Annotated in this window: 19 protein-coding genes; 17 read left to right on the top strand and 2 right to left on the bottom strand. The window is 64.1% G+C overall.

Features of this window, described 5'->3' with window-relative positions:
* The first annotated feature begins 204 nt into the window (after window positions 1–204).
* The 16 genes from AC3YMN_RS13350 (at window position 205) to scpA (ending at window position 21,959) form a co-directional block, all read left to right on the top strand.
* On the top strand, window positions 205–2,571 hold the full coding sequence (locus AC3YMN_RS13350) for a CaiB/BaiF CoA transferase family protein (protein ID WP_489890375.1): 2,367 nt from the start codon (window positions 205–207) through the stop codon (window positions 2,569–2,571).
* Window positions 2,572–2,573: 2 nt separating this feature from the next.
* The gene (locus tag AC3YMN_RS13355) at window positions 2,574–3,386 is read left to right on the top strand and encodes a hypothetical protein (protein ID WP_489890376.1); all 813 of its coding nucleotides are present in this window, start codon (window positions 2,574–2,576) and stop codon (window positions 3,384–3,386) included.
* Entirely contained in the window at window positions 3,379–3,828 is a 450-nt protein-coding gene (locus tag AC3YMN_RS13360) for a MaoC family dehydratase (protein ID WP_172122843.1), read from the top strand. Before AC3YMN_RS13355 ends, AC3YMN_RS13360 begins: the two co-directional genes overlap by 8 nt.
* Before the next feature lie 153 nt (window positions 3,829–3,981).
* Window positions 3,982–4,419 carry an acyl-CoA thioesterase gene (locus tag AC3YMN_RS13365; protein ID WP_489890377.1) on the top strand — a complete coding sequence of 146 codons (438 nt, stop codon included), beginning with the start codon at window positions 3,982–3,984 and terminating at the stop codon, window positions 4,417–4,419.
* Window positions 4,420–4,430: 11 nt separating this feature from the next.
* Window positions 4,431–5,546 carry a mandelate racemase/muconate lactonizing enzyme family protein gene (locus AC3YMN_RS13370; protein ID WP_489890378.1) on the top strand — a complete coding sequence of 372 codons (1,116 nt, stop codon included), beginning with the start codon at window positions 4,431–4,433 and terminating at the stop codon, window positions 5,544–5,546.
* Between the two features lie 34 nt (window positions 5,547–5,580).
* Entirely contained in the window at window positions 5,581–7,173 is a 1,593-nt protein-coding gene (locus tag AC3YMN_RS13375) for an ABC transporter substrate-binding protein (RefSeq protein ID WP_489890379.1), read from the top strand.
* Window positions 7,174–7,226: 53 nt separating this feature from the next.
* The gene (locus AC3YMN_RS13380; RefSeq protein ID WP_489890380.1) at window positions 7,227–8,822 is read left to right on the top strand and encodes an ABC transporter substrate-binding protein; all 1,596 of its coding nucleotides are present in this window, start codon (window positions 7,227–7,229) and stop codon (window positions 8,820–8,822) included.
* Between the two features lie 57 nt (window positions 8,823–8,879).
* On the top strand, window positions 8,880–9,815 hold the full coding sequence (locus AC3YMN_RS13385; protein ID WP_172122847.1) for an ABC transporter permease: 936 nt from the start codon (window positions 8,880–8,882) through the stop codon (window positions 9,813–9,815).
* A gap of 1 nt (window position 9,816) precedes the next feature.
* A complete protein-coding gene (locus AC3YMN_RS13390; protein WP_489890381.1) occupies window positions 9,817–10,701 on the top strand; it encodes an ABC transporter permease in 885 nt (294 codons plus the stop codon).
* An 8-nt stretch (window positions 10,702–10,709) separates the two neighbouring features.
* A complete protein-coding gene (locus AC3YMN_RS13395) occupies window positions 10,710–12,581 on the top strand; it encodes an ABC transporter ATP-binding protein (protein ID WP_489890382.1) in 1,872 nt (623 codons plus the stop codon).
* Between the two features lie 42 nt (window positions 12,582–12,623).
* Window positions 12,624–13,613 (top strand): oxidoreductase, encoded by a 990-nt coding sequence (locus tag AC3YMN_RS13400; protein WP_489890383.1) that lies wholly within the window; start codon window positions 12,624–12,626, stop codon window positions 13,611–13,613.
* A 3-nt stretch (window positions 13,614–13,616) separates the two neighbouring features.
* Window positions 13,617–14,570, top strand: a complete 954-nt coding sequence (locus AC3YMN_RS13405; protein WP_489890384.1) for an NAD(P)-dependent oxidoreductase — start codon at window positions 13,617–13,619, stop codon at window positions 14,568–14,570.
* Between the two features lie 44 nt (window positions 14,571–14,614).
* On the top strand, window positions 14,615–15,943 hold the full coding sequence (gene hisD, locus AC3YMN_RS13410) for a histidinol dehydrogenase (protein WP_489890385.1): 1,329 nt from the start codon (window positions 14,615–14,617) through the stop codon (window positions 15,941–15,943).
* Between the two features lie 3 nt (window positions 15,944–15,946).
* On the top strand, window positions 15,947–17,479 hold the full coding sequence (locus tag AC3YMN_RS13415) for an acyl-CoA carboxylase subunit beta (protein ID WP_489890386.1): 1,533 nt from the start codon (window positions 15,947–15,949) through the stop codon (window positions 17,477–17,479).
* Window positions 17,480–17,579: 100 nt separating this feature from the next.
* Window positions 17,580–19,598 (top strand): acetyl-CoA carboxylase biotin carboxylase subunit, encoded by a 2,019-nt coding sequence (locus AC3YMN_RS13420; RefSeq protein ID WP_489890387.1) that lies wholly within the window; start codon window positions 17,580–17,582, stop codon window positions 19,596–19,598.
* Between the two features lie 225 nt (window positions 19,599–19,823).
* Window positions 19,824–21,959, top strand: a complete 2,136-nt coding sequence (gene scpA, locus AC3YMN_RS13425) for a methylmalonyl-CoA mutase (RefSeq protein ID WP_489890388.1) — start codon at window positions 19,824–19,826, stop codon at window positions 21,957–21,959.
* 4 nt (window positions 21,960–21,963) lie between these two features.
* On the opposite strand, the gene AC3YMN_RS13430 is transcribed toward scpA, so the two are convergent.
* Both AC3YMN_RS13430 and AC3YMN_RS13435 read right to left on the bottom strand, forming a co-directional pair.
* Window positions 21,964–22,995 (bottom strand): hydroxyacid dehydrogenase, encoded by a 1,032-nt coding sequence (locus AC3YMN_RS13430; protein ID WP_489890389.1) that lies wholly within the window; start codon window positions 22,993–22,995, stop codon window positions 21,964–21,966.
* Between the two features lie 135 nt (window positions 22,996–23,130).
* Window positions 23,131–24,117 (bottom strand): substrate-binding domain-containing protein, encoded by a 987-nt coding sequence (locus AC3YMN_RS13435; protein WP_489890390.1) that lies wholly within the window; start codon window positions 24,115–24,117, stop codon window positions 23,131–23,133.
* A gap of 291 nt (window positions 24,118–24,408) precedes the next feature.
* Here AC3YMN_RS13435 and AC3YMN_RS13440 point away from each other — a divergent pair, with 291 nt between their 5' ends.
* A complete protein-coding gene (locus AC3YMN_RS13440; RefSeq protein WP_172122859.1) occupies window positions 24,409–25,140 on the top strand; it encodes an ATP-binding cassette domain-containing protein in 732 nt (243 codons plus the stop codon).
* Window positions 25,141–25,145: the final 5 nt, after the last annotated feature.

Below are 25,145 nucleotides of genomic sequence, written 5' to 3' on the forward strand. Positions count from 1 at the left end.
GCATCGCTCCAGCTTAGGACATATCTTTGCATACGGATGCAAACAAGCGGTTGCATCCGTATGCAAGCGTGTTATCGTCGAGCTGTGGCAGGCCAAAGACTTCGTAGAAAAGTCCGGCCAACGCCGATCCGTCCGCGCCATTGGTGCGGCAGGGAGGTGAGTGCGCTGCAATCCTGTTTGCTTGACTTGTCATTGGGAGGGGCCATGACGGGCGCCTTGGACCACCTGCGCGTGGTCGATTATTCAGATACTCTGGCCGGGCAATATTGCGCCCGCCTGCTGGCCGATTACGGCGCTTCCGTTATTCTTGTGGAAGGACCGGACGGCTCGCCCGTCCGCCGCATGGCCCCGTTTTCGCGCCACGGCGATTCCCTGCAGTTCTTCCATCTCAATTCGGGCAAAAGCTCACTGGTGCTCGATCCCGATGCACCCGATGCCGATGAGAGGCTCGCCATGCTGCTGGCCGGCGCCGACATTGCCGTGCTGCCGCCCGGCGCCGATGCGCAACGGATCAGCCGCGACAATCCCTCCTGCATTGTCGTGCAGCCCAGCGGCTTTGGACTGGACGGCCCGCGAGCGCAGTGGCAGGGTCCCGAGATCGTGCTGCAGGCCCTGTCGGGCATGATGCACAATAATGGTGCGGCGGGTCGCGAGCCGCTGTTCGGCACAGGTAACCGCGCCGCCATGGCCAGCGGCATCGGCGCATTTATCGGCGCGCTCGCGGCGGTTTATGCGCGCGGCGAAGCGGGGCCGGGCCAGGTGGTGCGGATCGATGCCGCCGAAACGGCTGCTGCCATGTGCTTCCCCTATGTGATGCAGCATATCTATAACGGCTCCGTGCGCCAGCGCACCGAACAGGCCGTGCAGGCGGGCCAGGTGCTGTGCCGCGATGGTTGGGTGTGCATCTGGATCTATAATTTCCGCTGGCATGCCTTGCTTGGCGCGCTGGAACTGCCGGAACTCGAGCATGATCCGCGCTTTGCCGATCCCGCTGACCGGCGCGCCAATTGGGATACCCTGTTTGCCATCTTCCAGGCCAAGGTCGCCGATCAGGAGGCTGAGGCGCTGGTGGAGCGGCTGCAGCAGGCGCAGGTGATTGCGGCCAAGGCTTATCGCCCATCCGAATTGATCAACAGCCGCCATCTGCGCGAGCGCAATTATTGGCAGACCCTGGACGGCCGGACCGTTCTTGGTGCGCCTTTCCGCTTGTCAGCGACGCCACGCCAATTGCGCTCGCTGGCACCGGCACTGGGTGCGGGCCCGACCGAAAACCTCCCATCGGCGCGGCCCGCGCCCAGCGCGCCGCCTCGCCACGACAAGCCCCTGCAAGATATCCGCGTGATCGAGCTGACGACCGCCTGGGCTGGACCGATGGCTGGCCGGGTGCTGGCCTATTTCGGCGCTGAATCCATCCATGTGGAAGCACCCAACCGCGTCAATTCCTGGCGGCTCAACAAGGACAGGCCTAACCCGGTCAATTTCCCCGACCGTGAACCCGGGGCCCGCTGGTATGACCGCTCATTCCTGTTCAACTCCCAGAACGTCAACAAGCTCAGTTGCATCCTCAACCTCAAGACCGAGGAGGGCAGGGAGACCCTGCGGCGCCTCGTTGAGGTGGCCGATGTGCTGATCTGCAATTTCCGGCCCAATACGCTCAAAAAGCTGGGGCTGGACTACCAAAGCCTCACCGCCATCAAGCCCGACATCATCGTCGCCGAGCTGCCCGCCTTTGGCGTGAGCGGGCCCATGTCCAACCATGCGGCCCTCGGGCCCACCATGGAAATGGCGGCCGGCATGTCGGCGATGATCGGCTATCCCGGCGGGCAGCCCGAAGTCACCGGCCCCTCCTATCTCGACCCGATCGGAGGCTTCAATTCGGCGGCTGCGATTCTCACGGCCCTGGTGCATCGCCAGCGCACGGGGGAGGGGCAATATGTGGAGATTCCGCAGGTGGAAGCGGCCATGCACCTGATCGGCGCGGAAATCCTCAAGGCCGCCGAAACGGGGGATGACCCGCCGCTCAACGGCAACCGCGTGCCCTACGCGGCCCCGCATGATGCCTTCCCCGCGCGGGGCGATGATCAATGGATCGCCATTGCCGCCATGGACGAAGCGCAATGGCAGCGCCTGTGCGCCGCAATGGGCACGCCGGAGCTAGCGAACGATCCGCGCTTCTCGAGCCTCGATCGTCGGCGCGACAATGATGAGGCGTTACGTGCCATCATCGGGAGCTGGACGGCCGACAAGGACAAGCATGCCCTGGCCCAGCAGTTGCAGGCAGCCGGCATTGCCGCCGCGCCGGTGCAGAACCCCAAGGATTTGGCCGAGGATCCCTATCTCGGATATCGCGGCTTTTTCACCGAACTCGAGCATCCCGATGCCGGCCGGCACCCGCATCCGAGCCTGCCCATTCACCTCAGCGCCACCCCAGGCGCGCAGATCCGCTCCGCCCCCACCTTTGGCGGGCACAACCGGCATGTGCTGCAATCCATCCTGCGTCTGCCGCCCGAAGAAATCGCGCGCATCGAAGCCAGCGACGCCATGGGCACCGAACCTTTGGCGGGAGCGTGACCATGCTCGACAAAGCCGATTTTCCCCGTGAGCTTGGGGTGCATGTGCTGCTCGACGACGCCCCGCATTACAAGGGCTCGATCCATGATGATGCGGTGGCGCGGGCGCGCGGCTACAAGGCCGCGTTGATCCCCGGCGCCTTTGTCTATGGCCATATGAGCCGGCTCGCGATCGAAGCCTGGGGCATGGACTGGGCGGAGCGCGGCGCCATGACAGCGCGTTTCCGCAAGCCCGTCTATAACCACGACGATCTGGTCGTGAAGGGCGAGGCGCTGGAGGATGATGGGCAGTTCCTGCGCAGCGCGGTGACCGTGCTGAATGGGGACGGTGAAATCGTCGCGACCGGTTCCATTTCACTTGCCCACGCCCCGCAAGAACCGGCCCCTGGGCGGGAGCTGAGCTTGCTGCTGCCGCCCCACGAGGCGCCGGCGATCAAAGCCGGTGAGTTGCCGGTGGGCGCGCCGCTGCATAGTCGAAATCGCATGCTGACTCCCGAGGACGTTGCCGTCTCCAAAAGTGCCTTTGCCGAAACCCACCCGCTTTATGCACAGAGCGGCATCGTGCATTCGGGCATGCTGATGCGGCTGGCGATGGGCGACACCAATAGCGGCTGGAAGTTCCCCGCGGCCGTGGTGCTGGTGGAAACCGAAACCCAGCATTTCCGCCCGGTTTACCCCGGCCAGGCCATCCGCACCGCTGGCTGGATCGCCCAGACCTATGAGCGCAAGGGCAAGCACTACTTCGTGGCCGAGGAATTTTTCCTGGCTGACGGGGAGATCGCGGCGCGCTTCCGGAGAACGCAGATCTATGGCTGAGAACTGGATCGAAACGGTTGAGGGATTGTCGGTCAGCTACACTGCTTCCCCCAGCGCCGAGGATGTGGCGCGCTTTGTCGAGCTGAGCGGGGACGACTATGAGGCCCATACCGATGAGGCCTTCATGGCCGGCTCGCAGTTCGGGCGGCGCATCGCCCATGGCGCATTGCTGGTGGGCTATATGTCGGCCGCCGGCACCAAGGCGATCCGCGCGTCGCAAGGGCGGGGCAACACTACCGTGCCGGTGTCGCTCGGCTATGACCGGATGCGCTTTGTAGGGCCAGTGTTCTTTGGCGATACCATCACCGTGACCTACACGGTAACCGGTGTTGACGCGGAGCGCCGCCGCTCGGTGGCAACGCTCGAAGCGAGCAATCAGGACGGGCAAACCGTGGCTGTGGCCGAGCACATCATGAAGTGGCTGCATCCGGATGCAAACTAGCTGTTCGGGCCGCTTGCATACGGATGCATATAATGTAAGGTGAATGCAACGCATGGATAAGAACGGCACGCCAAGCCGTCGCCATGCCGCAAAGGGAGAAGCCCCATGACTAGAGCGGAGCTGGCCATGCCTGCTCGCGCGCGCGGCTGAGCGATGGAGCGTCAGCCACCCGCCCGCCGCGCCGACTACCGCTGGTTCTGTGTTGTTTCGCTGCGCTGGAACGACATCGACATCGTCGGTCACGTCAACAATGCGCGCTATTACGAGTTCTTCGACACGGCCGTGTTGCAGTTCCTGCACCAGCAGGACTTCGGCATCGGTAAGGGCGGAGCGAGCCTGGTCGTGGCTGAAAATGGCTGCCGCTTCCTGCGCGAAATCGTCTTCACCGATCGGCTCGAAATGGGCCTGCGGGTGGAGCATGTCGGCTCCTCCTCCGTGCGCTACGGGCTTGCCGCCTTCACCAACGAGAACGAGACGGCCGTGGCCCAGGGCCACTTCGTCCATGTGTTCGTGGACACCCAAACCAAGCGCCCGGCGCCTTTGCCCGAACCGCTGCGCCAGCATCTGCAATCCATCCACCATCCCGCCTGAAAGATCCGACCGTGGCTACAGCTTCAACCATCAGATCCGTCGATGCCTTCCAGGTCGCCTGGAACCCCGGTGATCCGCCGGGCCGCCGCACCGCCTTTGTGCGCGTCACCACCACTGAGGGGCTGGTGGGCTATGGCGAGGCCTCGCCGATGTATGGCGGCGAACACTCGCTCTGGGTGTTGCGCGATGCGGCGGACTCGCTGGTGGGGGCCGACGTGCTCGACCATGCGGTGATCTATGACCGCCTGCTGCACCGCTATATCAAGCTGGGGCCCGAAGGGGCGGTCACCGGCGCCTTGGCGGCGCTCGACATTGCGCTTTGGGACCTCAAGGGCAAGCTGTTCAACCAGCCCATCTACAAGCTGCTGGGCGGCGCCTGGCGCACCGAAGTGCCGTTCTATGCCTCGATCGGCGGCAATGCCAATCGTACCGTTGATGAGACGGTGCGGGTGGTCGAACAGCGCTGGCTGGCCGAAAAGCCGGCCGCCATCAAGATCCGCTGGGATGGCGACCGCACCCGGCAGGACTATGACATTCCCGGCGACATCGCCAAGGCCAAGGCCGTGCGTGAACTTGTGGGGCCGGACTTCCCGCTCGCCTTTGATGCCAACAACCAATATTCGGTCGGCGGCGCTATCCGGGTCGGCCGGGCGCTCGAAGAGCTGGGCTATGTCTGGTTCGAGGAGCCGGTGCAGCACTACGATGTGCGCGCCATGGGCGAAGTGGCCCAGCGCCTCGACATCACCGTTTCGGCGGCCGAGCAGACCTATACGACCCAGGCCCTTGTCGACATGATCAATGCCGGCGTGCGCATGGTGCAGCCCGATATCGTCAAGATGGGCGGTATCACCGGGCTCATGCAATGCGCCGCCATTGCTTACGCCCATGGCGTGGAACTGGTGCCGCACCAGACCCAGCCCACGATCGGCCACATGGCCAATCTGCATGTGCTCGCGACCATCATGCACCTGACCAAGCCGGCCGAATTCGCCGATCCCGACACCCGCATGTATCCCGGCTTCCGCAATCCGCCCAAGCCGGTGGATGGCAAGTTCCAGATCCCCTCGGCTCCTGGCCTCGGGCTCGAACTGGTCGATGCCGAACTCGAACAACGGCGCGTCCGCTAGAGCCGCGCGACCACAAGAACAAGAGGAGACCCCAATGACCCTGAACCGCCGCAACTTCCTGGAACTGGCCGCAGCCGGCACCGCGCTGTCCGCGCTGAGCATTTCGGCCGCCCATGCCCAGGGCGACGACACGATCCGCATCGGCATTGCCGCCAACAATCCGCGTCACTCTGATCCCAACCAGACCACGCAAGGGCCGGACAACTGGGCCGTCGAGCAGATGTACGAGCAGCTCGTGCGTCCCGAAGATGGCAAGTTCGCGCTGACGCCAGATGACTACCAGCCGGTGCTGGCCACCGAATGGACCATGTCCGAGGATGCCAAGACCTGGACCTTCAAGCTGCGCGAAGGCGTGCAGTTCCACCGCGGCTATGGCGAGATGACCGCCGACGACGTGGCGTTCACCTTCCTCAAGGCCAAGGACTTCGGCACCGGCCGGGTGATCTTCGCCAATATCGCCGATGCGGTCGCCAATGGCCCCTATGAAGTGGTGATGAGCCTGCACCAGCCCGATGTCAACTTCCTGGGCACGACGGTCTTCTCGCTCAACGCCAATATCGTCTCCAAGAAGGCCTATGAGGAAATCGGGGTGGAGAAGTTCACCACCGACGCCGTGGGCACCGGCCCCTATGAACTGGCCAAGTACGACTCCGAAAGCGGCACCTATCTCAAGCGCTTCGAGGACTATTGGGGCGAGCCGGCCAAGGTCGGCAATATCGAGTGCCTGTATATTGCCGATACCACGGCGCGCACGCTGGCCCTGGTGTCAGGGCAGGTGGACATGATCGAGGCGGTGCGCGCACCAGGCTGGATCGACTCGATCCTGCAGCGCGACCCCAACATGAAGGTCGACATGACCGTGCCGGGCTCGTTCAACACCCTTCACGTCAATCTCACCCGCGCGCCCTTTGACAATCTGCTGGTGCGCCAGGCATTGATGCATGCGATCGATCGCAAGACCGTGGCCGAAGCGCTGGCACCCATGGGTGGCGTACTGGTCGGCTTGCAGCCCGACTTCTTCCCGCCCGGGCTCAAGACCGAGGATCTGCCGCCCGAGCTGCGCTACGAATATGATCCGGAAAAGTCCAAGGCCCTCCTGGCTGAAGCGGGCTTCCCCAATGGGGTGACCTTTGATGCCCTTTGCAGCCAGCGCGAGGATTATTCCTCCACCATGCTGATCGTGCAGGAGCTGATCCGCCCGGCCGGGTTCAACATGAACCTCATCATCGGCGATCACACCGCCTACCACGCCGACAACCGCTCGGACAAAAACACCCTGGCGATGCATGCCTCGAGCTATCCGCCGATTCCGACCCAGATCTACATCCAGCAGCTTTATTCCAAGGCTGAGGTGAAGGCCGATGGCTCGGGCGGCGGCAATTACAGCCATTATGGCGTGGCCATCCCGGGTGTTGATGCACTGCTCGAGCAGGCGCTCAGCGCCACCGACTACGACACCTATCTGCAATTGTGCCGCGAGATCGAGCTGCAGGTGCTGCGCGACCTGCCCCTGATCGGTCTGTCGACACTGTCCTACACCATGGTGCGCAATCCGCGCCTCGACCTCGGCTACGAGGTGGAGAGCGGCTACGCACGGTGGCGACTGCATCGCGCCACCAAGGCGTGATCCATGCCGGCGCCGGACCCATCCGGCGCCGTTCAACCAGGGAGGAGGAACCCATGGCTTTGAACAGACGGAGTTTTCTGGAACTAGCGGCAGCCACCACGGCTTTGACAGCTATTGGTGTGCAGGCCAGCCACGCGCAGGACGCCGATACCCTGCGGATCGGCATTGCCGCCAATGGCCCCCGCCACTCGGACCCGAACCTGACGACACAGGGCTCGGACAACTGGGCCACCGAGCAGATGTATGAACAGCTGGTGCGGCCCGACGATGGTCGCTTCGCGCTGACGCCGGAGGAATATCTGCCCACCCTCGCAACGGAATGGACGCAATCAGAGGATGCCAAATCCTGGACGTTCAAGCTGCGCGAAGGGGTGCAGTTCCACCGCAACTACGGCGAGATGACTTCGGAGGACGTCGTCTTTTCGTTCGAGCGCGCGATCAAGGAAGGCACCAACCGCACCATCCTTTCCAATATCGAGAGTGTGGTCGCGACCGGCCCCTATGAGATCGCCATCACCCTCAAGCAGCCCGATGTGAACCTGCTGGGCACTTCGATCTTCAACAACAACACTTCGATCGTCTCGAAAAAGGCCTATGAGGAAATCGGCGGCGAGGCTTTTGCCACCGATGCCGTGGGCACCGGACCATACGAGTTGGTGCAGTTCGACCCTGAATTCGGCACGCGCCTCAAGCGCCATGAAGGCTATTGGGGCGACAAGGCCAAGATCGCCACTGTCGAATGCGTTTATATCGCCGACACCACCGCCCGCACCCTGGCGCTGTTGGCTGGCGACGTGGACATTATCGAAGCGGTCCGAGCGCCCGGCTGGATCGACTCCATCCTGCAGCGTGACCCCACTCTCAAGATCGACATGACGACGCCGGGCTCGTTCAATACGCTCCACATCAACCTGACGCGCAAGCCGTTCGACAATCTGCTAGTGCGCCAGGCGCTGATGCATGCGATCGATCGCCCGGCCGTTGCCGCGGCACTGGCGCCGATGGGTGGGGTCATGGCGGGCCTGCAGCCCGACTTCTTCCCTGCCGGCTTCAAGACCGAGGATCTGCCGGCCGAGCTGCAATATCCCTACGACCCCGAAAAATCCAAGGCGCTGCTGGCCGAGGCCGGTTTCCCCAATGGCATCAGCTTTGACTCGCTGTGCTCCCAGCGGGAGGACTATTCCTCGACCATGCTGATCGTGCAGGAGCTGATCCGCCCGGCCGGGTTCAACATGAACCTCATTATCGGCGATCACACCGCCTACCATGCCGATAATCGCTCTGACAAAAACACCCTGGCGATGCACTCCTCGAGCTATCCGCCGATCCCGACCCAGATCTATTTCCAGCAGCTGGCTTCGGCTTCGGAAGTGAAGTCGGACGGCTCGGGCGGTGGCAATTACAGCCATTACGGCGTGGCCATGCCCGGCATCGACGACCTCCTGAACCAGGCGCTGACCGCTTCGGATTACGAGACCTATCTCGACCTGTGCAAGCAGATCGAGCTGCAGGTACTGCGTGACCTGCCACTGATCGGGCTCTCGACGCTGGGCTTTACGGCGGTGCGCTCGGCCAAGGTGGACCTCGGCTACGAGGTCGAGAGCGGCTATGCGCGCTGGCGGTTCCACCGCGCGACCAAGACGGTCTAACCCAATCCCCTATCCGGGCTCCCGACGGGAGCCCGGCCACTCCAAGGCGGTGCACTCATGGCCAGATATCTGCTTCTTCGACTGGGCGATGCCATTCCAACCCTGTTCCTGGTGTTGACCCTGGTCTTTATCGCCATGCGCATCCTGCCGGGTGATCCCGCGCTCGCCGCGCTGGGCGACGCGGCCTTGCCCGAACAGCTGGCCGAGTTCCGCGAGCGCATGGGCCTCAATGTCCCGCTCTGGCAGCAGTATTTCAATTTCCTCGGCGGCGTGCTGACCCTCGATTTCGGCCGCTCGCTCCTGTCCAACACGCCCGTGCTGACGCTGATTGCGCAGAACCTGCCCTATACGATCGAGCTGACCCTTGCCGCCATGGCCATGGGCATCGTCGCCGGCATTCCCATGGGCGTCCTGGCCGCCACCAATCGCAATAAGCTTCCCGACACTGGCGTGCGCCTGTTCTCGCTGATTGGCTATGCCATTCCCGACTTCTTCCTTGGGGCGCTGCTGCTGATCACCTTCGCGCTCAATCTGGGCTGGTTCCCGATCAATGGCGCGGGCACCGATTTTGCCAGCCGCATGCACCATATCTTCCTGCCGGCGCTGACCCTCGCTTTCGTCAAGGCGGCCTTTCTTGGCCGGCTGACGCGCACGAGCCTGCTCGAAGTGCTGGGCAAGGACTATGTGCGCACCGCCCGCGCCAAGGGCGCCCGCGAAAAGCGGGTTATCTATAATCACGGGCTGCGCAACGCCATGCTGCCCATTACCACCGGGCTGGGCCTCAGCCTGCTCTCGACGCTGTCGGGCTCGGTTGCGGTGGAGCTGGTGTTCAATCGCCCCGGTATCGGGCGCCTCTTGATCGATGCCATCGCGCAGCGCGATTACGCGGTGATCCAGGGCGGCGTGCTGGTCTTTGCGGTGTTTGTGGTCCTCATCAACCTCCTGATGGACCTTGTTTATGTCGTCGTCGATCCTCGTGTGCGGGTGAGCTGATATGACTGTTGTAACCAACGATCCCGTTCGCCTGGCTCCCGCCCAGCCCAACGCCTTCCAGAAGGTCGCCAAGCTGCTGTTCGGGCGCATCGAAACGACGCTCGCCACCATCATGATCGGCATTTTTATCCTGGTCGCGCTGCTCGCGCCGTGGCTCGCGCCCTATGATCCGCTGGCCCAGTCGATCCTCAAGATCAACCGGCTGCCCAGCGCCGAAAACTGGCTCGGCACCGACCAGTTCGGCCGCGATGTGCTCAGCCGCCTCATCTATGGTTCGCGCAATTCGCTGCTGTTCGGCTTCATTTCGCCGGTGCTGGCTGCCTTGTTCGGCACCCTGCTCGGCGTGACGGCCGGCTATTTCGGGGGCGTCACCGACCGGCTGATTTCGCGTGTGATCGATCTCTTGCTGGCCTTCCCCGAATTGCTGCTGGCGATCCTGATCGCAGCCGTGCTCGGGGGCGGGTTCTGGAACATCATCGCGGTGATCACGGTGGCCTTTATTCCCGGCTTTGCCCGTGTCGCCCGCGCCCAGACGCTGTCGATCAAGCAGGAGCCGTTCGTGGAGTCGGCGATTGCCACGGGGGTGCGCACCCCGGTGATCATCATCCGCCACATCATCCCCAACATTATGGCTCCGATCGTGGCGCTGATGACGCTGTGGGTAGCGTCGGCCATCCGTATCGAGGCCTCGCTGAGCTTTTTGGGCATCGGCACGCGCGCGCCCAATCCGAGCTGGGGCAACATCATCCGCGATGGCCTCAATAGCCTCTTTGGTTCGCCGTGGCCGATCATCGGCGCCGGCGTCGCCATTACGCTCGTGGTTCTGTCCTTCAACCTGGTCGGCGACGCGATCCGCGATGCGCTCGACCCCTCGACCGCCCGATAGGAGAAATCATGGCCAATACGGGTGCTCTTGCTGTTGAACGCGTCGTGCCCGATCCCGCGGCCGAGTCGGTGCTGTCCGTGCGGGATCTGCGCACATCCTTTCTGACCTCCAACGGGTGGGTGGAGATTGTTAAAGGCCTCTCCTTTGACATCGGGGCCGAGGAAACGGTCGCCGTGGTCGGGGAATCCGGTTCGGGCAAGTCGGTGACGGCGCTTACGATCATGCGCCTGCTTGATCCGGCCGCGAGCCGCGTCGAAGGCTCGGTGCAGTTGGAGGGTCGTGAACTGCTGACGCTGCCGCCAGCGGAGATCCGCACTGTGCGCGGTCGCCAAATGGGCATGATCTTCCAGGAGGCCATGACCAGCCTCAACCCGCTCCAGACCGTGGGCCAGCAGATCGCCGAAGTGCTGACCATCCATGGCCAGTATTCCGGCCAGGCAGCGACGCAGGAAGCGTTGCGGCTGCTCGAGCGCGTACGCATCCCGGGGGCCGCGTCCCGCCTCAAGGATTATCCCCATTCGCTCTCTGGCGGCATGCGCCAGCGCGTGATGATCGCCATGGCGCTGGCCTGCAAGCCCAAGCTGCTGATCGCCGACGAACCCACGACCGCGCTCGACGTCACCATCCAGGCCCAGATCCTGCAGCTGATCAAGCAGCTGCAAAAGGAAGAAGGCATGGGCGTGCTGTTCATCACCCATGACATGGGCGTGGTGGCCGAGGTCGCCGACCGCACCGTGGTGATGCTGGAAGGGCGGGCGGTAGAGTCGGACACCACGGAGGCCATCTTTGCCCGCGCGCAGAACCCCTATACCCGCGCGCTGATTGCCGCGGTGCCCAAGCTGGGCGAGGGCAGTGAACACGGGCCGCAGCATTTCCCCATTCTCGATCGCGCCACCGGTGTCATCGTGCCGGGTCGGCAGCGTCCCGATACGGTGCGCCGTGATGCAGAGCCAGTGTTGCGGGTGCGCGAACTCGTCAAGCGCTTCGACATCCCCGGGGGCCTCTTTGGCGGGCCAACGGGCCGCGTGCATGCCGTTGAAAAGGTGAGCTTTGATCTGCGGGGCGGGGAAACGCTCTCGCTGGTGGGGGAATCCGGGTGCGGCAAGTCCACCACCGGCCGGGCGATCATGCGCCTGATCGAGCCGCAAAGCGGGGAGATCAGCATCGGCGGCACCGATATTCGCGCGCTGGACAAGGAGCGAATGCGCGGCATGCGCCGGCACATCCAGATGATCTTCCAGGATCCCTATGCCAGCCTCAATCCGCGCATCACGGTGGGCGACGCCATCGCCGAGCCGTTCCTGACCCATAAGCTGGGCACCAAGGCCCAGGCGCGCGACAAAACCATGGACCTGCTCAAGCGCGTCGGGCTCACCCCGGAAATGGCCAACCGCTATCCCGCGCAGTTTTCGGGGGGGCAGCGCCAGCGCATCTGCATCGCCCGGGCGCTGTCGCTCGAGCCTAAGGTGATCGTGGCCGATGAAAGCGTTTCGGCGCTGGACGTCTCGATCAAGGCGCAGGTGGTCAATCTGATGATGGACCTGCAGGAGCAGTTCGGGCTGTCCTACCTCTTCATCTCCCACGACATGGCCGTAGTGGAGCGCATCAGCCATCAGGTGGCAGTGATGTATCTCGGCGAGATCGTTGAGAAGGGCCCGGTCGCGGCCGTGTTCGGCAATCCGCAGCACCCCTATACCAAGCGCCTGATGGCGGCCGTGCCCGTGCCCGATCCGGCCCGCCGCTTGCAGGTGCGCCCCGTCAACAATGACGAGATCAAAAGCCCGCTGCGTCCGGTGGATTTCGAGCCACCCAAGCGGGAATACCGGGAAATCTCACCCGGCCATATCGTGCAGATCTGGGGCGATGACTGGAAGGTCTAGAGCCTTCTTCGTCCCCGAGTACCGAACAACAAGGATGTTTTCATGAGTTTTCAGGCCCTCGTCACTGACCGCAGCGCTGATGGGACGGTTTCCTCGGCGCTCCAGACGCTCACCGACGATCGCTTGCCCCAAGGCAATGTCACTGTGGATGTCGATTGGGCCGGGCTCAACTACAAGGACGGGCTGTGCCTGACCGGGGCAGGGGGGCTGGTGCGCAACTATCCCCATGTGGCGGGTATCGATTTTGCCGGTACCGTGCGCGACAGCGAAGACAGCCGCTACAAGGCGGGCGACCCCGTGGTGCTGACCGGCTGGCGCGTGGGCGAAGCCCATTGGGGCGGCTATGCCCAGCGCGCCCGCGTCAATGCCGATTGGCTGGTGCCGCTACCCAAAGGACTGACGACGCGCGACGCCATGATCGTGGGCACGGCTGGGCTCACCGCCATGCTCGCCATCAACCGGCTGGAAGCGGCGGGGCTAAAGCCGGACGCCGGCGAAGTTCTGGTCACCGGCGCGGCCGGCGGCGTGGGGACCGTGGCGCTGTCGCTGCTGGGTAAGTTGGGCTACACCGCCGTGGCGCTGTCGGGCCGGCCCGAGCATGGCGACAGCCTCAAGGCGCTGGGCGCCGCCAGCATCCTGGCCCGCGACGAATTCCTCGCCCAGCCCGACAAACCGCTGGAATCGGCGCGTTGGGCAGCGGCCATCGACAATGTCGGCGGCCCCATACTCGGCAAGCTGCTCAAGCAGGTCAAATATGGTGGCGCGGTTGCCGCGATCGGCAATGCGGCCGGCATCGAGCTCAACACCAATGTGCTGCCCTTCATCTTGCGTGCAGTCTCGCTGCTGGGCATCGACAGCGTCATGCAGCCCTATGAGGCGCGCATCGCGGCCTGGTCGCGCATCGCCCAAACTCTTGATCTGACCGCCTATGGCTCCATGGTCGAGGAGATCGGGCTTGACGGGCTGCCCGATGCGGCCGGGCGGATCCTCGCCGGCCAGGTCAAGGGCCGCGTTCTGGTGCGGACCCGCTGATCGATGACCCCGGTTATCGCCCACCAATACGGCGAGCGGCTGGCCGCTTCGGTGGCCGCCGAACTGCCCCAAGGCGTGCGCTTTGACGCCCTCGAGCCGACGCCGCACACCGCCTGGCAGGTGCCGCCTGGGGCTGACGTGCTGCTGGTCAGCCAGGACAGCGCCGCGGTGGGCCTCCATCCCGGCATGCCTGAGCCCGCCGGCTGGCCGTTCAATTTGCGCTGGGTGCATCTGCGCTCCACCGGCATCGACAAATACCCGGCCTGGGTGTTTGCCGTGCCAAAGGTGACGGTGAGCCGGGGCACTTCGGCCGTGCCGATCTCGGAATATGTGCTGGCGTCCATGCTGAGCGTCGCCAAGCGCATTCCCGAGATCTGGACCGATGCGCGCAGCGTTTGGCGCCATCACAAATTGGGTGAGTTGCATGGCAGCACGCTCGGGATCATCGGCTTTGGCGAGATCGGCCGGGCCGTTGCCGAGCGGGCGCTGCCTTTTGGCATGACGGTGCTGGCGACCCGCCGCTCGCCCCGCCCCAGCGGCATGGAGGGCGTCGAGATCGTCTCGCTCTCAGATCTCCTTGGCCGCTCCGACCATATCGCCCTTTGCGCGCCGCTCACGCCGCAAACCCGCGGCATGCTCGATGCAGACGCGTTTGCCGCGCTCAAGCCCGGCGCCCATCTCATCAATATCGGCCGCGGCGCGGTGATCGATACTGAGGCCTTGCGCGCCGCGCTTGATGGGCCACTGGCCTGCGCCACGCTCGATGTCACCGATCCCGAGCCGCCACCGGAAGGCCACTGGCTCTACACCCATCCTCGCGTGCGCCTGTCCCCGCATATCTCGGGCAGCTCCCCGCAAAGCAATCGCCGCACCACGGCGTTCTTCATCGCCAATCTCGAACGGTTCATGCGCGGGCAGGAGCTCGACGGTCTGGTCGACCCGTCCGAGCGCTACTGAGCGCCGGCCCGCTTATTCCCTTTCTCCCTCCACAAGGATGCACCATGCCTCAATGGCTCAAGCGCGGAAAAAACCTCGAGGAGCGCGCCGCCGCCGATCGGCAGGTGCGCAGCACGGTCGAAACCATCCTGGCCGATATTGAACAGCGCGGCGATGCTGCCGTGCGGGAACTGTCGGCGCGCTTCGACAACTGGGATCGGCCCGATTTCCGCCTGACCCCGGCCGAGATCGACGCCTGCCTCGCCCAGCTGACGCCGCAGGACCTGCACGACATCGAATTTGCTCAAACCCAGGTGCGCAACTTCGCCCAAAAGCAGCGCGCGACCCTGCAAGATCTCGAAGTGGAAACCCTGCCGGGCGTGACGCTGGGGCATCGGCATGTGCCCATCAACGCGGTGGGCTGCTATGTGCCGGGCGGCAAATATCCGCTGCTGGCTTCCGCGCATATGTCGGTGATAACGGCCAAGGTGGCAGGCTGCGCGCGCGTCATCACCTGTGCGCCGCCCTTCAACGGCAAGCCCGCCCCGGCGATCGTTGCCGCCCAGCACATGGCCGGTGCCGACGAAATCTATGTCCTGGGCGGCATCCAGGCGATCGGCGCCATGGCCATCGGCACGCAAAGCGTCGATCCCGTCGACATGCTGGTCGGCCCCGGCAATGCCTTTGTCGCTGAAGCCAAGCGCCAGCTTTATGGCCGCGTGGGGATCGATCTGTTTGCCGGACCGACCGAAACCCTGGTCATCGCCGACGACACGGTGGATGGCGAAATCTGCGCCACTGACCTCTTGGGCCAGGCCGAGCACGGCCCGACCTCGCCGGCGATCCTGTTGACCAATTCCGAACAGCTGGCACGCGAGACGATGCGCGAGATCGAGCGCCTGCTGGGCATCCTGCCCACCGGCCCGGTGGCCCGGCAGGCCTGGGAGGATTTCGGCGAGGTAATCGTTTGCGAGAGCTACGAGGAAATGCTGGCCGAAGCCGATCGGATTGCCTCCGAGCACGTTCAGGTGATGACCGATCGTGACCTCTGGTTCCGCGACCATATGAGCAATTATGGCGCCTTGTTCCTGGGCCCGCGCACCAATGTCGCCTATGGCGACAAGGTGATCGGCACCAACCACACCCTGCCGACCCAAAAGGCGGCGCGCTACACCGGAGGGCTATGGGTGGGCAAGTTCCTCAAGACCTGCACCTGGCAGCAGGTCACCACGGACGAGGCCTCGGCAGCCATCGGGGAATATGGCTCGCGCCTTTCCATGCTGGAGGGTTTTGTGGGTCACGCCGAGCAAGCCAATCTGCGCGTGAGGCGCTATGGTGGGCGCAATCTGCCCTACGGCACTGCCGCAGCGCCGCGCACTCAAGCAGCCGAGTAAGCCATGAAAGCCGTTATTGCCGAACTTGAACACAAGCGGGCCGGAGCGAGACTGGGAGGCGGGCAAAAGCGCATCGACACCCAGCACGGCAAGGGCAAGCTGACGGCGCGCGAACGGCTCGATGTGCTGCTGGATCCCGGCAGTTTCGAAGAATACGACATGTTCGTCACCCATCGCGCGACCGAATTCGGCATCGGTGAAACGGTGATCCCCGGCGACGGTGTGGTGACGGGCTGGGGCACGATCGAGGGGCGCCTCGTTTACGTGTTTTCCCAGGATTTCACCGTGTTCGGCGGGTCGCTGTCGGAAACCCATGCCGAAAAGATCTGCAAGATCATGGATCTGGCCATGCAGAACGGCGCGCCGGTAATCGGGCTCAATGACAGCGGCGGCGCCCGCATCCAGGAAGGGGTGGCCTCGCTCGGTGGCTATGCCGATGTGTTCTGGCGCAATGTGCAGGCTTCGGGCGCCATTCCCCAAATCTCGGTGATCATGGGGCCCTGCGCGGGCGGGGCGGTCTATTCCCCGGCGATGACCGACTTCATCTTTATGGTCAAGGACACGAGCTACATGTTCGTGACCGGCCCAGATGTGGTCAAGACGGTCACCAATGAAAGCGTGACGCAAGAGGAACTGGGCGGCGCTTCCACCCATACCAGGATTTCCTCGGTGGCCGATGCGGCCTTCGAGAACGACATCGAAACCCTGCTTGAAGTGCGGCGCCTCTTCGGCTTTCTGCCGCTCGCGGCCGGGCAGAAGCCGCCGCGCCGCCCGACCATGGATCCGCTCAACCGCCATGATCCTTCGCTCGATACGATCATTCCAGACAGCGCCAACCAGCCCTATGACATGCGCGAAGTGATCGAGAAGGTTGCCGATGAGGGCGATTTCCTCGAGATCGGCAAGGATCACGCCGGCAATATCCTCTGCGGCTTTATCCGGCTCGATGGCCATCCGGTGGGGGTGGTGGCCAACCAGCCGCTGGTGCTCGCGGGGTGCCTCGATATTTCGGCCAGCAAGAAGGCCGCCCGGTTCATCCGCTTTTGCGACTGCTTTGAAATTCCCGTGCTGACCTTTGTCGATGTGCCCGGCTTTTTGCCGGGCGTGGCGCAGGAATATGGCGGCATCATCAAGCATGGCGCCAAGCTCCTTTTCGCCTATGCGGAAGCCACGGTGCCGCTGGTCACCGTCATCACCCGCAAGGCCTATGGCGGGGCCTATGACGTGATGGCGAGCAAGCACATCAAGGCCGATGTGAACTATGCTTGGCCCTCGGCGGAAATCGCGGTGATGGGGGCCAAGGGCGCCACGGAAATCCTTTATCGCTCGGAGCTGGGGGACAAGAACAAGATCGCCCAGCGCACGACGGACTACGAAGCGCGCTTCGCCAACCCGTTCGTCGCCGCCGAACGCGGCTTCATCGACGACGTCATCATGCCCCACGGCACCAGGCGGCGCGTGATCCGGGCGTTTTCGACATTGAGGCACAAGCAGAGCCATGCGCCGAGGAAAAAGCATGGGAATATTCCGCTGTGATCCGGCTCGAAGTACCCCCACCCCAGCCCTCGCAACGTGGGGGAGGGAGCCGCGCCGGTGCACTGGACGGCCCACGCATGACTTCTGATGAGGACCAGCAATGACCATCACCAAACTCCTCATCGCCAATCGGGGCGAGATTGCTTGCCGCGTCATCAAAACAGCCAAGCGGATGGGGATTGCGACGGTTGCGGTTTATTCCGATGCGGACCGTGATGCCCTACATGTGCAGATGGCCGATGAGGCCGTGCATATCGGGCCGTCGCCGGCGCGGGACTCTTATCTCCAGATCGACAAGATCATCGCCGCCTGCCGCCAGACAGGGGCGCAGGCGGTGCATCCCGGCTATGGGTTTTTGTCGGAAAATCCGCGCTTTGCCGAGGCGCTTGAGGCCGCGGGGATCATCTTTGTCGGCCCACCCGTCCGCGCGATCGAGGCGATGGGTGACAAGATCACGTCCAAGAAGCTCGCGGCCGAGGCGGGGGTGTCAACCGTGCCCGGACATATGGGGCTGATCGAGGATGCCGAGGAGGCGGTGTCGATCAGCCAGTCCATCGGCTACCCCGTGATGATCAAGGCTTCGGCGGGCGGTGGCGGCAAGGGCATGCGCATTGCCTGGACCGATGCCGAAGCGCGCGAGGGCTTTGAGCGCTCCAAGTCGGAAGCGGCGTCCTCCTTTGGCGATGATCGCATCTTCATCGAGAAATTCGTCACCGAACCGCGCCATATCGAAATCCAGCTGATCGGCGACAGCCACGGCAATGTGCTTTATCTCAACGAGCGGGAATGCTCGATCCAGCGGCGCAACCAGAAGGTGATCGAGGAGGCGCCATCGCCCTTTCTCGACGAAGCGACGCGCCGGGCCATGGGCGAGCAGTCGGTCGCGCTGGCCAGGGCGGTGGGCTATACCAGCGCCGGAACGGTGGAGTTCATCGTCGATGCCGAGCGCAATTTCTATTTTCTCGAGATGAACACCCGCCTGCAGGTGGAACATCCCGTCACCGAGCTGATCACCGGCCTCGATCTGGTGGAACTGATGCTGCGCGTGGCGGATGGCGAAGCGCTGCCCCTGACGCAGGCCGAGGTGCAGCGGAACGGCTGGGCCATTGAATCGCGCCTTTATGCCGAAGATCCCTATCGCAATTTCCTGCCTTCGACCGGGCGGCTGACGCGCTATCGTCCCCCGGCCCAAAGCCACACGCCCGAGCTCGTGGTGCGCAACGACACGGGCGTGTTCGAAGGCGGGGTAATCTCGACCTTTTACGATCCCATGATCGCCAAGCTGTGTACCTGGGCGCCCACACGCCTGCAGGCCGTAGAAGCCATGGCGGTGGCCCTCGACAGTTTCGAGGTCGAAGGGGTGGGCAACAATTTGGCGTTTCTCTCCGCCGTCATGGACCAGGAGCGCTTTCGCGAGGGGCGGCTGACCACCGGCTATATTGCCGAGGAATTTCCCGACGGTTTTGCCGGCGCGCAATTGCCACGCGGCCGGCTGATCGAGGTGGCGGCAGCGGCGGCCATGCTGCGGCTGACCGAGGAGGACCGCAAGGGGCTCGTGTCCCATTCTCCCATTGGCGGGGCGGTGGAAGTCTATGGCGAATGGGTGGTGGTGATCGAGGGCGAACAGGTGCCCGTCAAGCTGCACCGCCTCGATCCGGCCGGCAGCTGGGAGCTTAACCTCTTTGATACGGCGCTGACCGCCGCAAGCTTTGCCTGGCAGCCCGGCGACAGCCTCGCCACCATCGAGTGGTCGACCGGCGAAACGGCAGTGCTCAAGGTCGAGCCGACCACATCGGGCTGCCGCATCCGCTATCGGGGGGCCGACCTCAAGCTTTTGGTGCTGCCGCCCCATGTCGCGGCCCTGCTCAAATACATGCCGGTCAAGACGCCGCCCGATATGAGCCGGTATCTGCTCTGCCCCATGCCCGGCCAGGTCGTTCGTATCGACGTGGCCGAGGGCGAGGTCGTGGAGGACGGCCAAACTCTGGCCATCGTGGAGGCGATGAAGATGGAAAACGTGCTCAAGGCCGAAAAGCGCGCCCGGGTCAGCAAAATCCACGCCGCCCCTGGCGCAGTGCTGGCCGTGGACGCGGTGATCATGGAATTCGAGTCGGTGTGATGCACATGCAGGTCTGGACTGCACCGCTGCCGCAGCTGCCGCCTCCCTCCCCCTTGAGGGGAGGGAATGAGGGAGGGGGTCGCTCCGTGGTGAACCGAAGGACCCCCACCCCGACCCTCCCCTCAAGGGGGAGGGAGGCCCTCTCCATCATCCGGTTATCACGCGCACTCCGCCTGCGGCTCCTTCCTGTCCTGGAGACGGAGTGGGCACGTATTGGGGGTAATCATGTCTGACGCCATAACTAACTTCACCCACTGGGCTACCCTGGCCCAAAAGGAACTGCGCGACACGCCTGTTGCGGCGCTCAACCGGGATTATGGCGGCACGCGGGTCAAGCCGGTGTATTTCGCCGAGGACGCGCCTCGAATGGACGAGGTGCCGGGCGCCGAGCCGTTTACGCGCGGCATTCGGGCGACAATGTATGCCAATCGGCCTTGGACGATCCGGCAATATGCGGGCTTTTCCACCGCCCGGGAGTCCAACGAATTTTACCGGCAGGCGCTGGAGCGCGGGCAAAAGGGGCTGTCGGTGGCGTTCGATCTCGCGACCCATCGCGGCTATGACAGCGATCATCCTCGCGTGATCGGCGATGTGGGCAAGGCGGGCGTGGCCATCGACAGCGTCGAAGACATGAAGATCCTCTTTGCCGGCATTCCGCTCGACCAGATGAGCGTGTCGATGACCATGAATGGCGCGGTGATCCCGGTCTTGGCCATGTTCATCGTGGCGGCCGAAGAGCAGGGCGTCCCCCAGGCCAAGCTCGAAGGGACCATCCAGAACGACATTCTCAAGGAGTTCATGGTCCGCAACACCTATATCTATCCGCCCGAGCCCTCCATGCGGATCGTGGGCGACATCATCGCCTATACCGCCCGGCACATGCCGCGCTTCAACTCGATCTCGATTTCGGGCTACCACATGCACGAGGCCGGGGCGACGGCGGTGCAGGAGCTCGCCTATACGCTGGCCGACGGCATCGAATATGTGCGGGCGGCGCAGGGGCGCGGGCTCGATATTGACGCCTTTGCCGGGCGGCTGAGCTTTTTCTTCGGCATCGGCATGAACTTCTTTCTCGAGATCGCCAAGCTCCGGGCGGCGCGCCAGCTCTGGAGCGAGATCATGACGGGGCTGGGGGCCAAGGACCCGCGCTCCAAGATGCTGCGCACCCATTGCCAGACGTCGGGCGTGTCGCTGACCGAGCAGGACCCGCACAACAATATCATCCGCACCACGATCGAGGCGCTGGCCGCGACCCTGGGGGGCACGCAGTCGCTGCACACCAATTCCTTTGATGAAGCCATTGCCCTGCCGACCGAGTTTTCGAGCCGGATCGCGCGCAACACCCAACTTATCCTCCAGCACGAAACCCGCATCACCGATGTGGTCGACCCGCTGGGCGGCTCGTTTTATATTGAGGCGCTCACGGCTGAACTGGTGGCCGGCGCCAAGGCGCTGATCGGGGAAGTGGAGGCCATGGACGGCATGACGGCGGCCGTGCAAAGCGGTGGCCCCAAGCTCGCCATCGAAACGGCGGCCGCGCAGCGCCAGGCCCGCATTGACCGCGGCGAGGACGTGATCGTAGGCGTCAACCGCTTCCGGCTCGATGCCGAAGAGCCGCTCGCCACCCGCCAGATCGACAATGCCAAGGTTCGCGACGAACAGGTCGCGGTCCTGGAGCAGGTGCGCCGCACCCGTGACGAGGCCCTGTGCCAATCCATGCTCGCGGCCCTGCGGGAGATGGCGGCCATGGATGAAGGCAATCTGCTCGAGGCCGCCGTTGCCGCGGCGCGCGCTCGCGCCACGCTCGGGGAAATCAGTGGGGCGCTGGAAGATGTGTTTGGCCGTCATTCGGCCACGAACCGGGTGATCTCGGGCATCTATGCCGCCAGCTACGAGGGTGACCCCGAATACAGCACCGTCGCCGAGCGCGTTGCCGCGTTCAAGGCGAGCCGGGGCCGGGCGCCCTCGCTGCTGGTGGCCAAGATGGGGCAGGACGGGCACGATCGCGGCGCCAAGATCATCGCTTCGGCTTTCGCCGATCTGGGCTTCGCGGTGCATCTGGGGCAATTGTTCCAGACGGCGCAGGAGGTGGCCGATGATGCCGCCAGGCTCGATGTCGATGCCGTTGGCGTATCGTCGCTGGCGGCCGGGCACCTGACGCTGGTGCCCGAGTTGATCGCGGCCCTGCGGGAGCGGGGACTTGGCGACACCACCGTGATCGTGGGTGGCGTGATCCCGGAAGGGGATTATGCCTTCTTGCTGGATGCGGGCGTCGCGGCCATTTTTGGCCCCGGCACCAATGTGCTGTCCGCTGCCTTTGCCCTCCTGGACCAGATCGAGGGCCGTCTCAGCAACCGCTAACCAGTCAGTTCTTGTCGACCGGCCTCGAGCGCATGCGGGACACCGTTTCGCGCTCCGCCCGCTTGCCGCGCAGCGGCGGCAGGCCGCGATCGAGCAGCGCCATATCCTCGAGCACCATGTCGCCCATGCGCTTGAAGGCGATATCGAGGGCCCCCGCCCGATGCGCCGAGCGCAATAGTCCCTCAAGAGTGCGGGCGGGATGATTGAGGGGCAGCGGCTCTTCGGGGAAGACATCGGTTGCCGCCCGGATATGACCGCTGCGCACCGCCTCCATCAGCGCCTCGAAATCCACCACGTCGGCGCGGCTGAGGAGGATGAACGCGGCGCCCGGGCACATACTGTTGAAGGCCTCAGCGCCAAGGAACGCCTTGTTTTCCGAGGTTACGGCCGCGACGACGAACACGAAGTCGCTTTGCGTCAGCACGTCGTCGAGCGTCGCCGGCACGACGCCATGCTCTTGGAGCAGCGATGGTGGCAGCCAGGGGTCGAACACGCGAATCCGGGCGCGAAAGCCGGCGAGGAGCCGATTGAGCGTGCGGCCCAGATCGCCAAAGCCGATAATCCCGATCTCCGAGCCGCTCAGCAGCCGGGCGCTCCGGTTGCCGTCGCCGCCCCAAAGCTCGGTGCCGGTGCGGAAAGCCGCATCATTGCCGCTGATCCCGCGCGCCAGATCGAGCGCCAGGCCGAGGCCCAGCTCCGCTACCGGCTCGGCAAACACCGCTCCGGTGGTGACCACATGGATGCCCCGCTCGAACAACGTGTCGTAGGGCATGTTGTTGATGAGATTGCTTTCGACATTAAAGACGCAGCGCAGATTGGCGAGCTGGTCAAGAACGGCCGGGCTGATTGGCGGCTGACCCAGAATATAACGCGCCGCGGCGAGACTTTCTCCGGGGACGGCATCGAGCGCGGTTGGCTCGATCTCGAGCACCCGATAGCGGGCCAACAGCGCGGCGCGCGCTTCGGGCGTGAAGATGAGATCGATGCTGCGGGGTTGGGGCGCGCTGATGATGAGGGGTTTGGCGTCGGAAGGCATAGGGCACCATGGCGCGGCAAAGGCGTGCCGCGGCGCGCTCGCCGCCACGGTCACACCCGGTCTGCCGGTTGTTGGGAGAAAGGCAGGCGGCGGAACGCTCCGGGAGCGCCCCGCCACGGCGATCACTGGGCTGAACTATTGGCAGGCGCCGGGATCGGCCTGGGTGCACTTGTTGAATTCGAGATAGGTGAATTCTTCCACCGGCTCGCCTTCGATCAGCTTGATCATCAGGTCGGGGGCCTGGTGGCCCATCTCGAAGGGCTGCTGGGCCACATTGGCGTGCGAACGGCCTTGCTTGAACGCCTGGACCTGGGTGTCGAGCAAGTCGGAGGATACGATCACGATCTCCTTGGATTGGAGCTTGTCCATGATCGGGTCGGTGACCTGGGTATAGGCCTGCGGGCTGAACTGGGCCCAGCCGCCAACGAGGAAGAGGGCGTCGATATCGGGATTGGCGGTCAGCACGTCGGTGAGCTGGGTATTGGCCAGCGCCGAGTCGTCATTGGTGTAGATGGGGCAGCCTTCCACTTCGGTCCAGCCACCTTGACCGGTGAGGCGGTCGGTGTTTTCGGCGCCCGCGAGCGTGTCGCGCGCGCCGGCGACGCGCTCATTGATGTTGGCCGCCGCCACATTGCCGAGCTGGAAGCAGACCGTGCCGCCCTCGGGCTTGAGCGCCATCAGCTCCTTGGCGATTTCCTCGCCGAGCAGATAATTGGAGTGCCCGATGAAGCCCTTGCGCAGATCGGCATCGGCTTCCAGCAGATCGGCATCGATGGTCATGGTCGGGATGGTGGGCGCGCGCTGGCGCAAGAGGTTCGCCATGGCCGGGGCGTTGGACGGCGAGATCGCCATGGCGGCAACGCCGCGGGTCAGCAGATCGTCCACAATCTGCACCTCGCCTGCTTCATCCGATGACAAGGCGGGGCCGGTATAGGTGCAGATATACTCGGAATCCGGGTTTTCCTCGTTCCACAACTCGCAGCCCTGGTGCATCTCCTCGAAATAGGGATTGTCGAGGCCCTTGACGACGATGGCGAGTTCTTTCTTGTCCTGCGCCATGACCGGATTGCAGGCCATGACGAGGGCGCTGCCGGCGAGCAGCAGCCAAAGTTTGGTGTTCATTGTCTCACTCCCATATTCTCAGCTCGGGCTCGTTGGCCCGCAACAATAAGCAGACACGGACAACACGCCCGCTCCTCAGTCGGCTTCAATAAAGTCGGGGTCTTCAACTGGCTGAAAAGCCGCCAGCCTCCTCACAATACAATGCTTAGTACCCGCAAGCGCGAAGTCAACTGGCTAGTTCGAGCGGTTGTGCTTGGCTCAGCCGAGCAGGAGCATTGACGTGCCCGACTGGGCCAACCTAAGCTTGCCGGCAAAGGAGGCGGGCAAACCGCCGGGGCGAGGAGCGATGGCATGAGCGTGTTGGAGCTGGACCACGTGTCCAAGCACTATGGTGCGATCCAGGCCCTGAGTGATGTTTCCCTCACGCTCAATGCCGGGGAATGCGTGGGGCTGGTGGGCGACAATGGCGCGGGCAAGTCGACCCTGGTCAAGATCATCGCCGGTAACTTCCACCCGAGCAGCGGCGAAATCCGGATCGATGGGCAAAAGACCGATCTGCATAGCCCTAAGGACGCGCGCACCAAGGGAATCGAGATCGTCTACCAGGACCTGGCGCTGGCCGACAATCTGACCGCGGCCGCCAATATCTTCATGGGCCGCGAGCTCACCAATGGCTTTGGCATTCTCGATTATCGCGGCATGTACAGGCGGGCAGGGGAGCTGTTTGCCGAGCTGAAGTCCGAAACCCGGCCGCGCGATGTGGTGCGGCGTATGTCGGGCGGGCAGCGCCAGGCCGTGGCGATTGCGCGAACGCGGCTATCCAACCCCAAGATCGTGCTGATGGACGAGCCGACGGCGGCCATCAGCGTGCGCCAGGTGGCCGAAGTGCTCAACCTCATCCGGCGCCTCAAGGACCAGGGCATGGCCGTAGTGCTGATCAGCCACCGCATCCCCGATATTTTCGAAGTTTGCGACCGGCTGATCGTGCTGCGGCGGGGGCGTAAGGTTGGCGACAAGCGCGTCGCCGACTCCTCGCCCCAGGAGGTCACCGGCCTCATCACCGGCGCCATCGAACAGGTCTAGGGAGC

The sequence above is a fragment of the Devosia sp. Z11_6 genome (assembly GCF_058133665.1).

Excerpts from the sequence above, each read along its gene's own strand:
- AC3YMN_RS13350 (WP_489890375.1), top strand. The coding sequence starts at position 205 with ATGACGGGCGCCTTGGACCACCTGCGCGTGGTCGATTATTCAGATACT.
- AC3YMN_RS13355 (WP_489890376.1), top strand. The coding sequence starts at position 2,574 with ATGCTCGACAAAGCCGATTTTCCCCGTGAGCTTGGGGTGCATGTGCTG.
- AC3YMN_RS13360 (WP_172122843.1), top strand. The coding sequence starts at position 3,379 with ATGGCTGAGAACTGGATCGAAACGGTTGAGGGATTGTCGGTCAGCTAC.
- AC3YMN_RS13365 (WP_489890377.1), top strand. The coding sequence starts at position 3,982 with ATGGAGCGTCAGCCACCCGCCCGCCGCGCCGACTACCGCTGGTTCTGT.
- AC3YMN_RS13375 (WP_489890379.1), top strand. The coding sequence starts at position 5,581 with ATGACCCTGAACCGCCGCAACTTCCTGGAACTGGCCGCAGCCGGCACC.
- AC3YMN_RS13380 (WP_489890380.1), top strand. The coding sequence starts at position 7,227 with ATGGCTTTGAACAGACGGAGTTTTCTGGAACTAGCGGCAGCCACCACG.
- AC3YMN_RS13385 (WP_172122847.1), top strand. The coding sequence starts at position 8,880 with ATGGCCAGATATCTGCTTCTTCGACTGGGCGATGCCATTCCAACCCTG.
- AC3YMN_RS13390 (WP_489890381.1), top strand. The coding sequence starts at position 9,817 with ATGACTGTTGTAACCAACGATCCCGTTCGCCTGGCTCCCGCCCAGCCC.
- AC3YMN_RS13395 (WP_489890382.1), top strand. The coding sequence starts at position 10,710 with ATGGCCAATACGGGTGCTCTTGCTGTTGAACGCGTCGTGCCCGATCCC.
- AC3YMN_RS13400 (WP_489890383.1), top strand. The coding sequence starts at position 12,624 with ATGAGTTTTCAGGCCCTCGTCACTGACCGCAGCGCTGATGGGACGGTT.
- AC3YMN_RS13405 (WP_489890384.1), top strand. The coding sequence starts at position 13,617 with ATGACCCCGGTTATCGCCCACCAATACGGCGAGCGGCTGGCCGCTTCG.
- hisD (WP_489890385.1), top strand. The coding sequence starts at position 14,615 with ATGCCTCAATGGCTCAAGCGCGGAAAAAACCTCGAGGAGCGCGCCGCC.
- AC3YMN_RS13415 (WP_489890386.1), top strand. The coding sequence starts at position 15,947 with ATGAAAGCCGTTATTGCCGAACTTGAACACAAGCGGGCCGGAGCGAGA.
- AC3YMN_RS13420 (WP_489890387.1), top strand. The coding sequence starts at position 17,580 with ATGACCATCACCAAACTCCTCATCGCCAATCGGGGCGAGATTGCTTGC.
- scpA (WP_489890388.1), top strand. The coding sequence starts at position 19,824 with ATGTCTGACGCCATAACTAACTTCACCCACTGGGCTACCCTGGCCCAA.
- AC3YMN_RS13430 (WP_489890389.1), bottom strand. The coding sequence starts at position 22,995 with ATGCCTTCCGACGCCAAACCCCTCATCATCAGCGCGCCCCAACCCCGC.
- AC3YMN_RS13435 (WP_489890390.1), bottom strand. The coding sequence starts at position 24,117 with ATGAACACCAAACTTTGGCTGCTGCTCGCCGGCAGCGCCCTCGTCATG.
- AC3YMN_RS13440 (WP_172122859.1), top strand. The coding sequence starts at position 24,409 with ATGAGCGTGTTGGAGCTGGACCACGTGTCCAAGCACTATGGTGCGATC.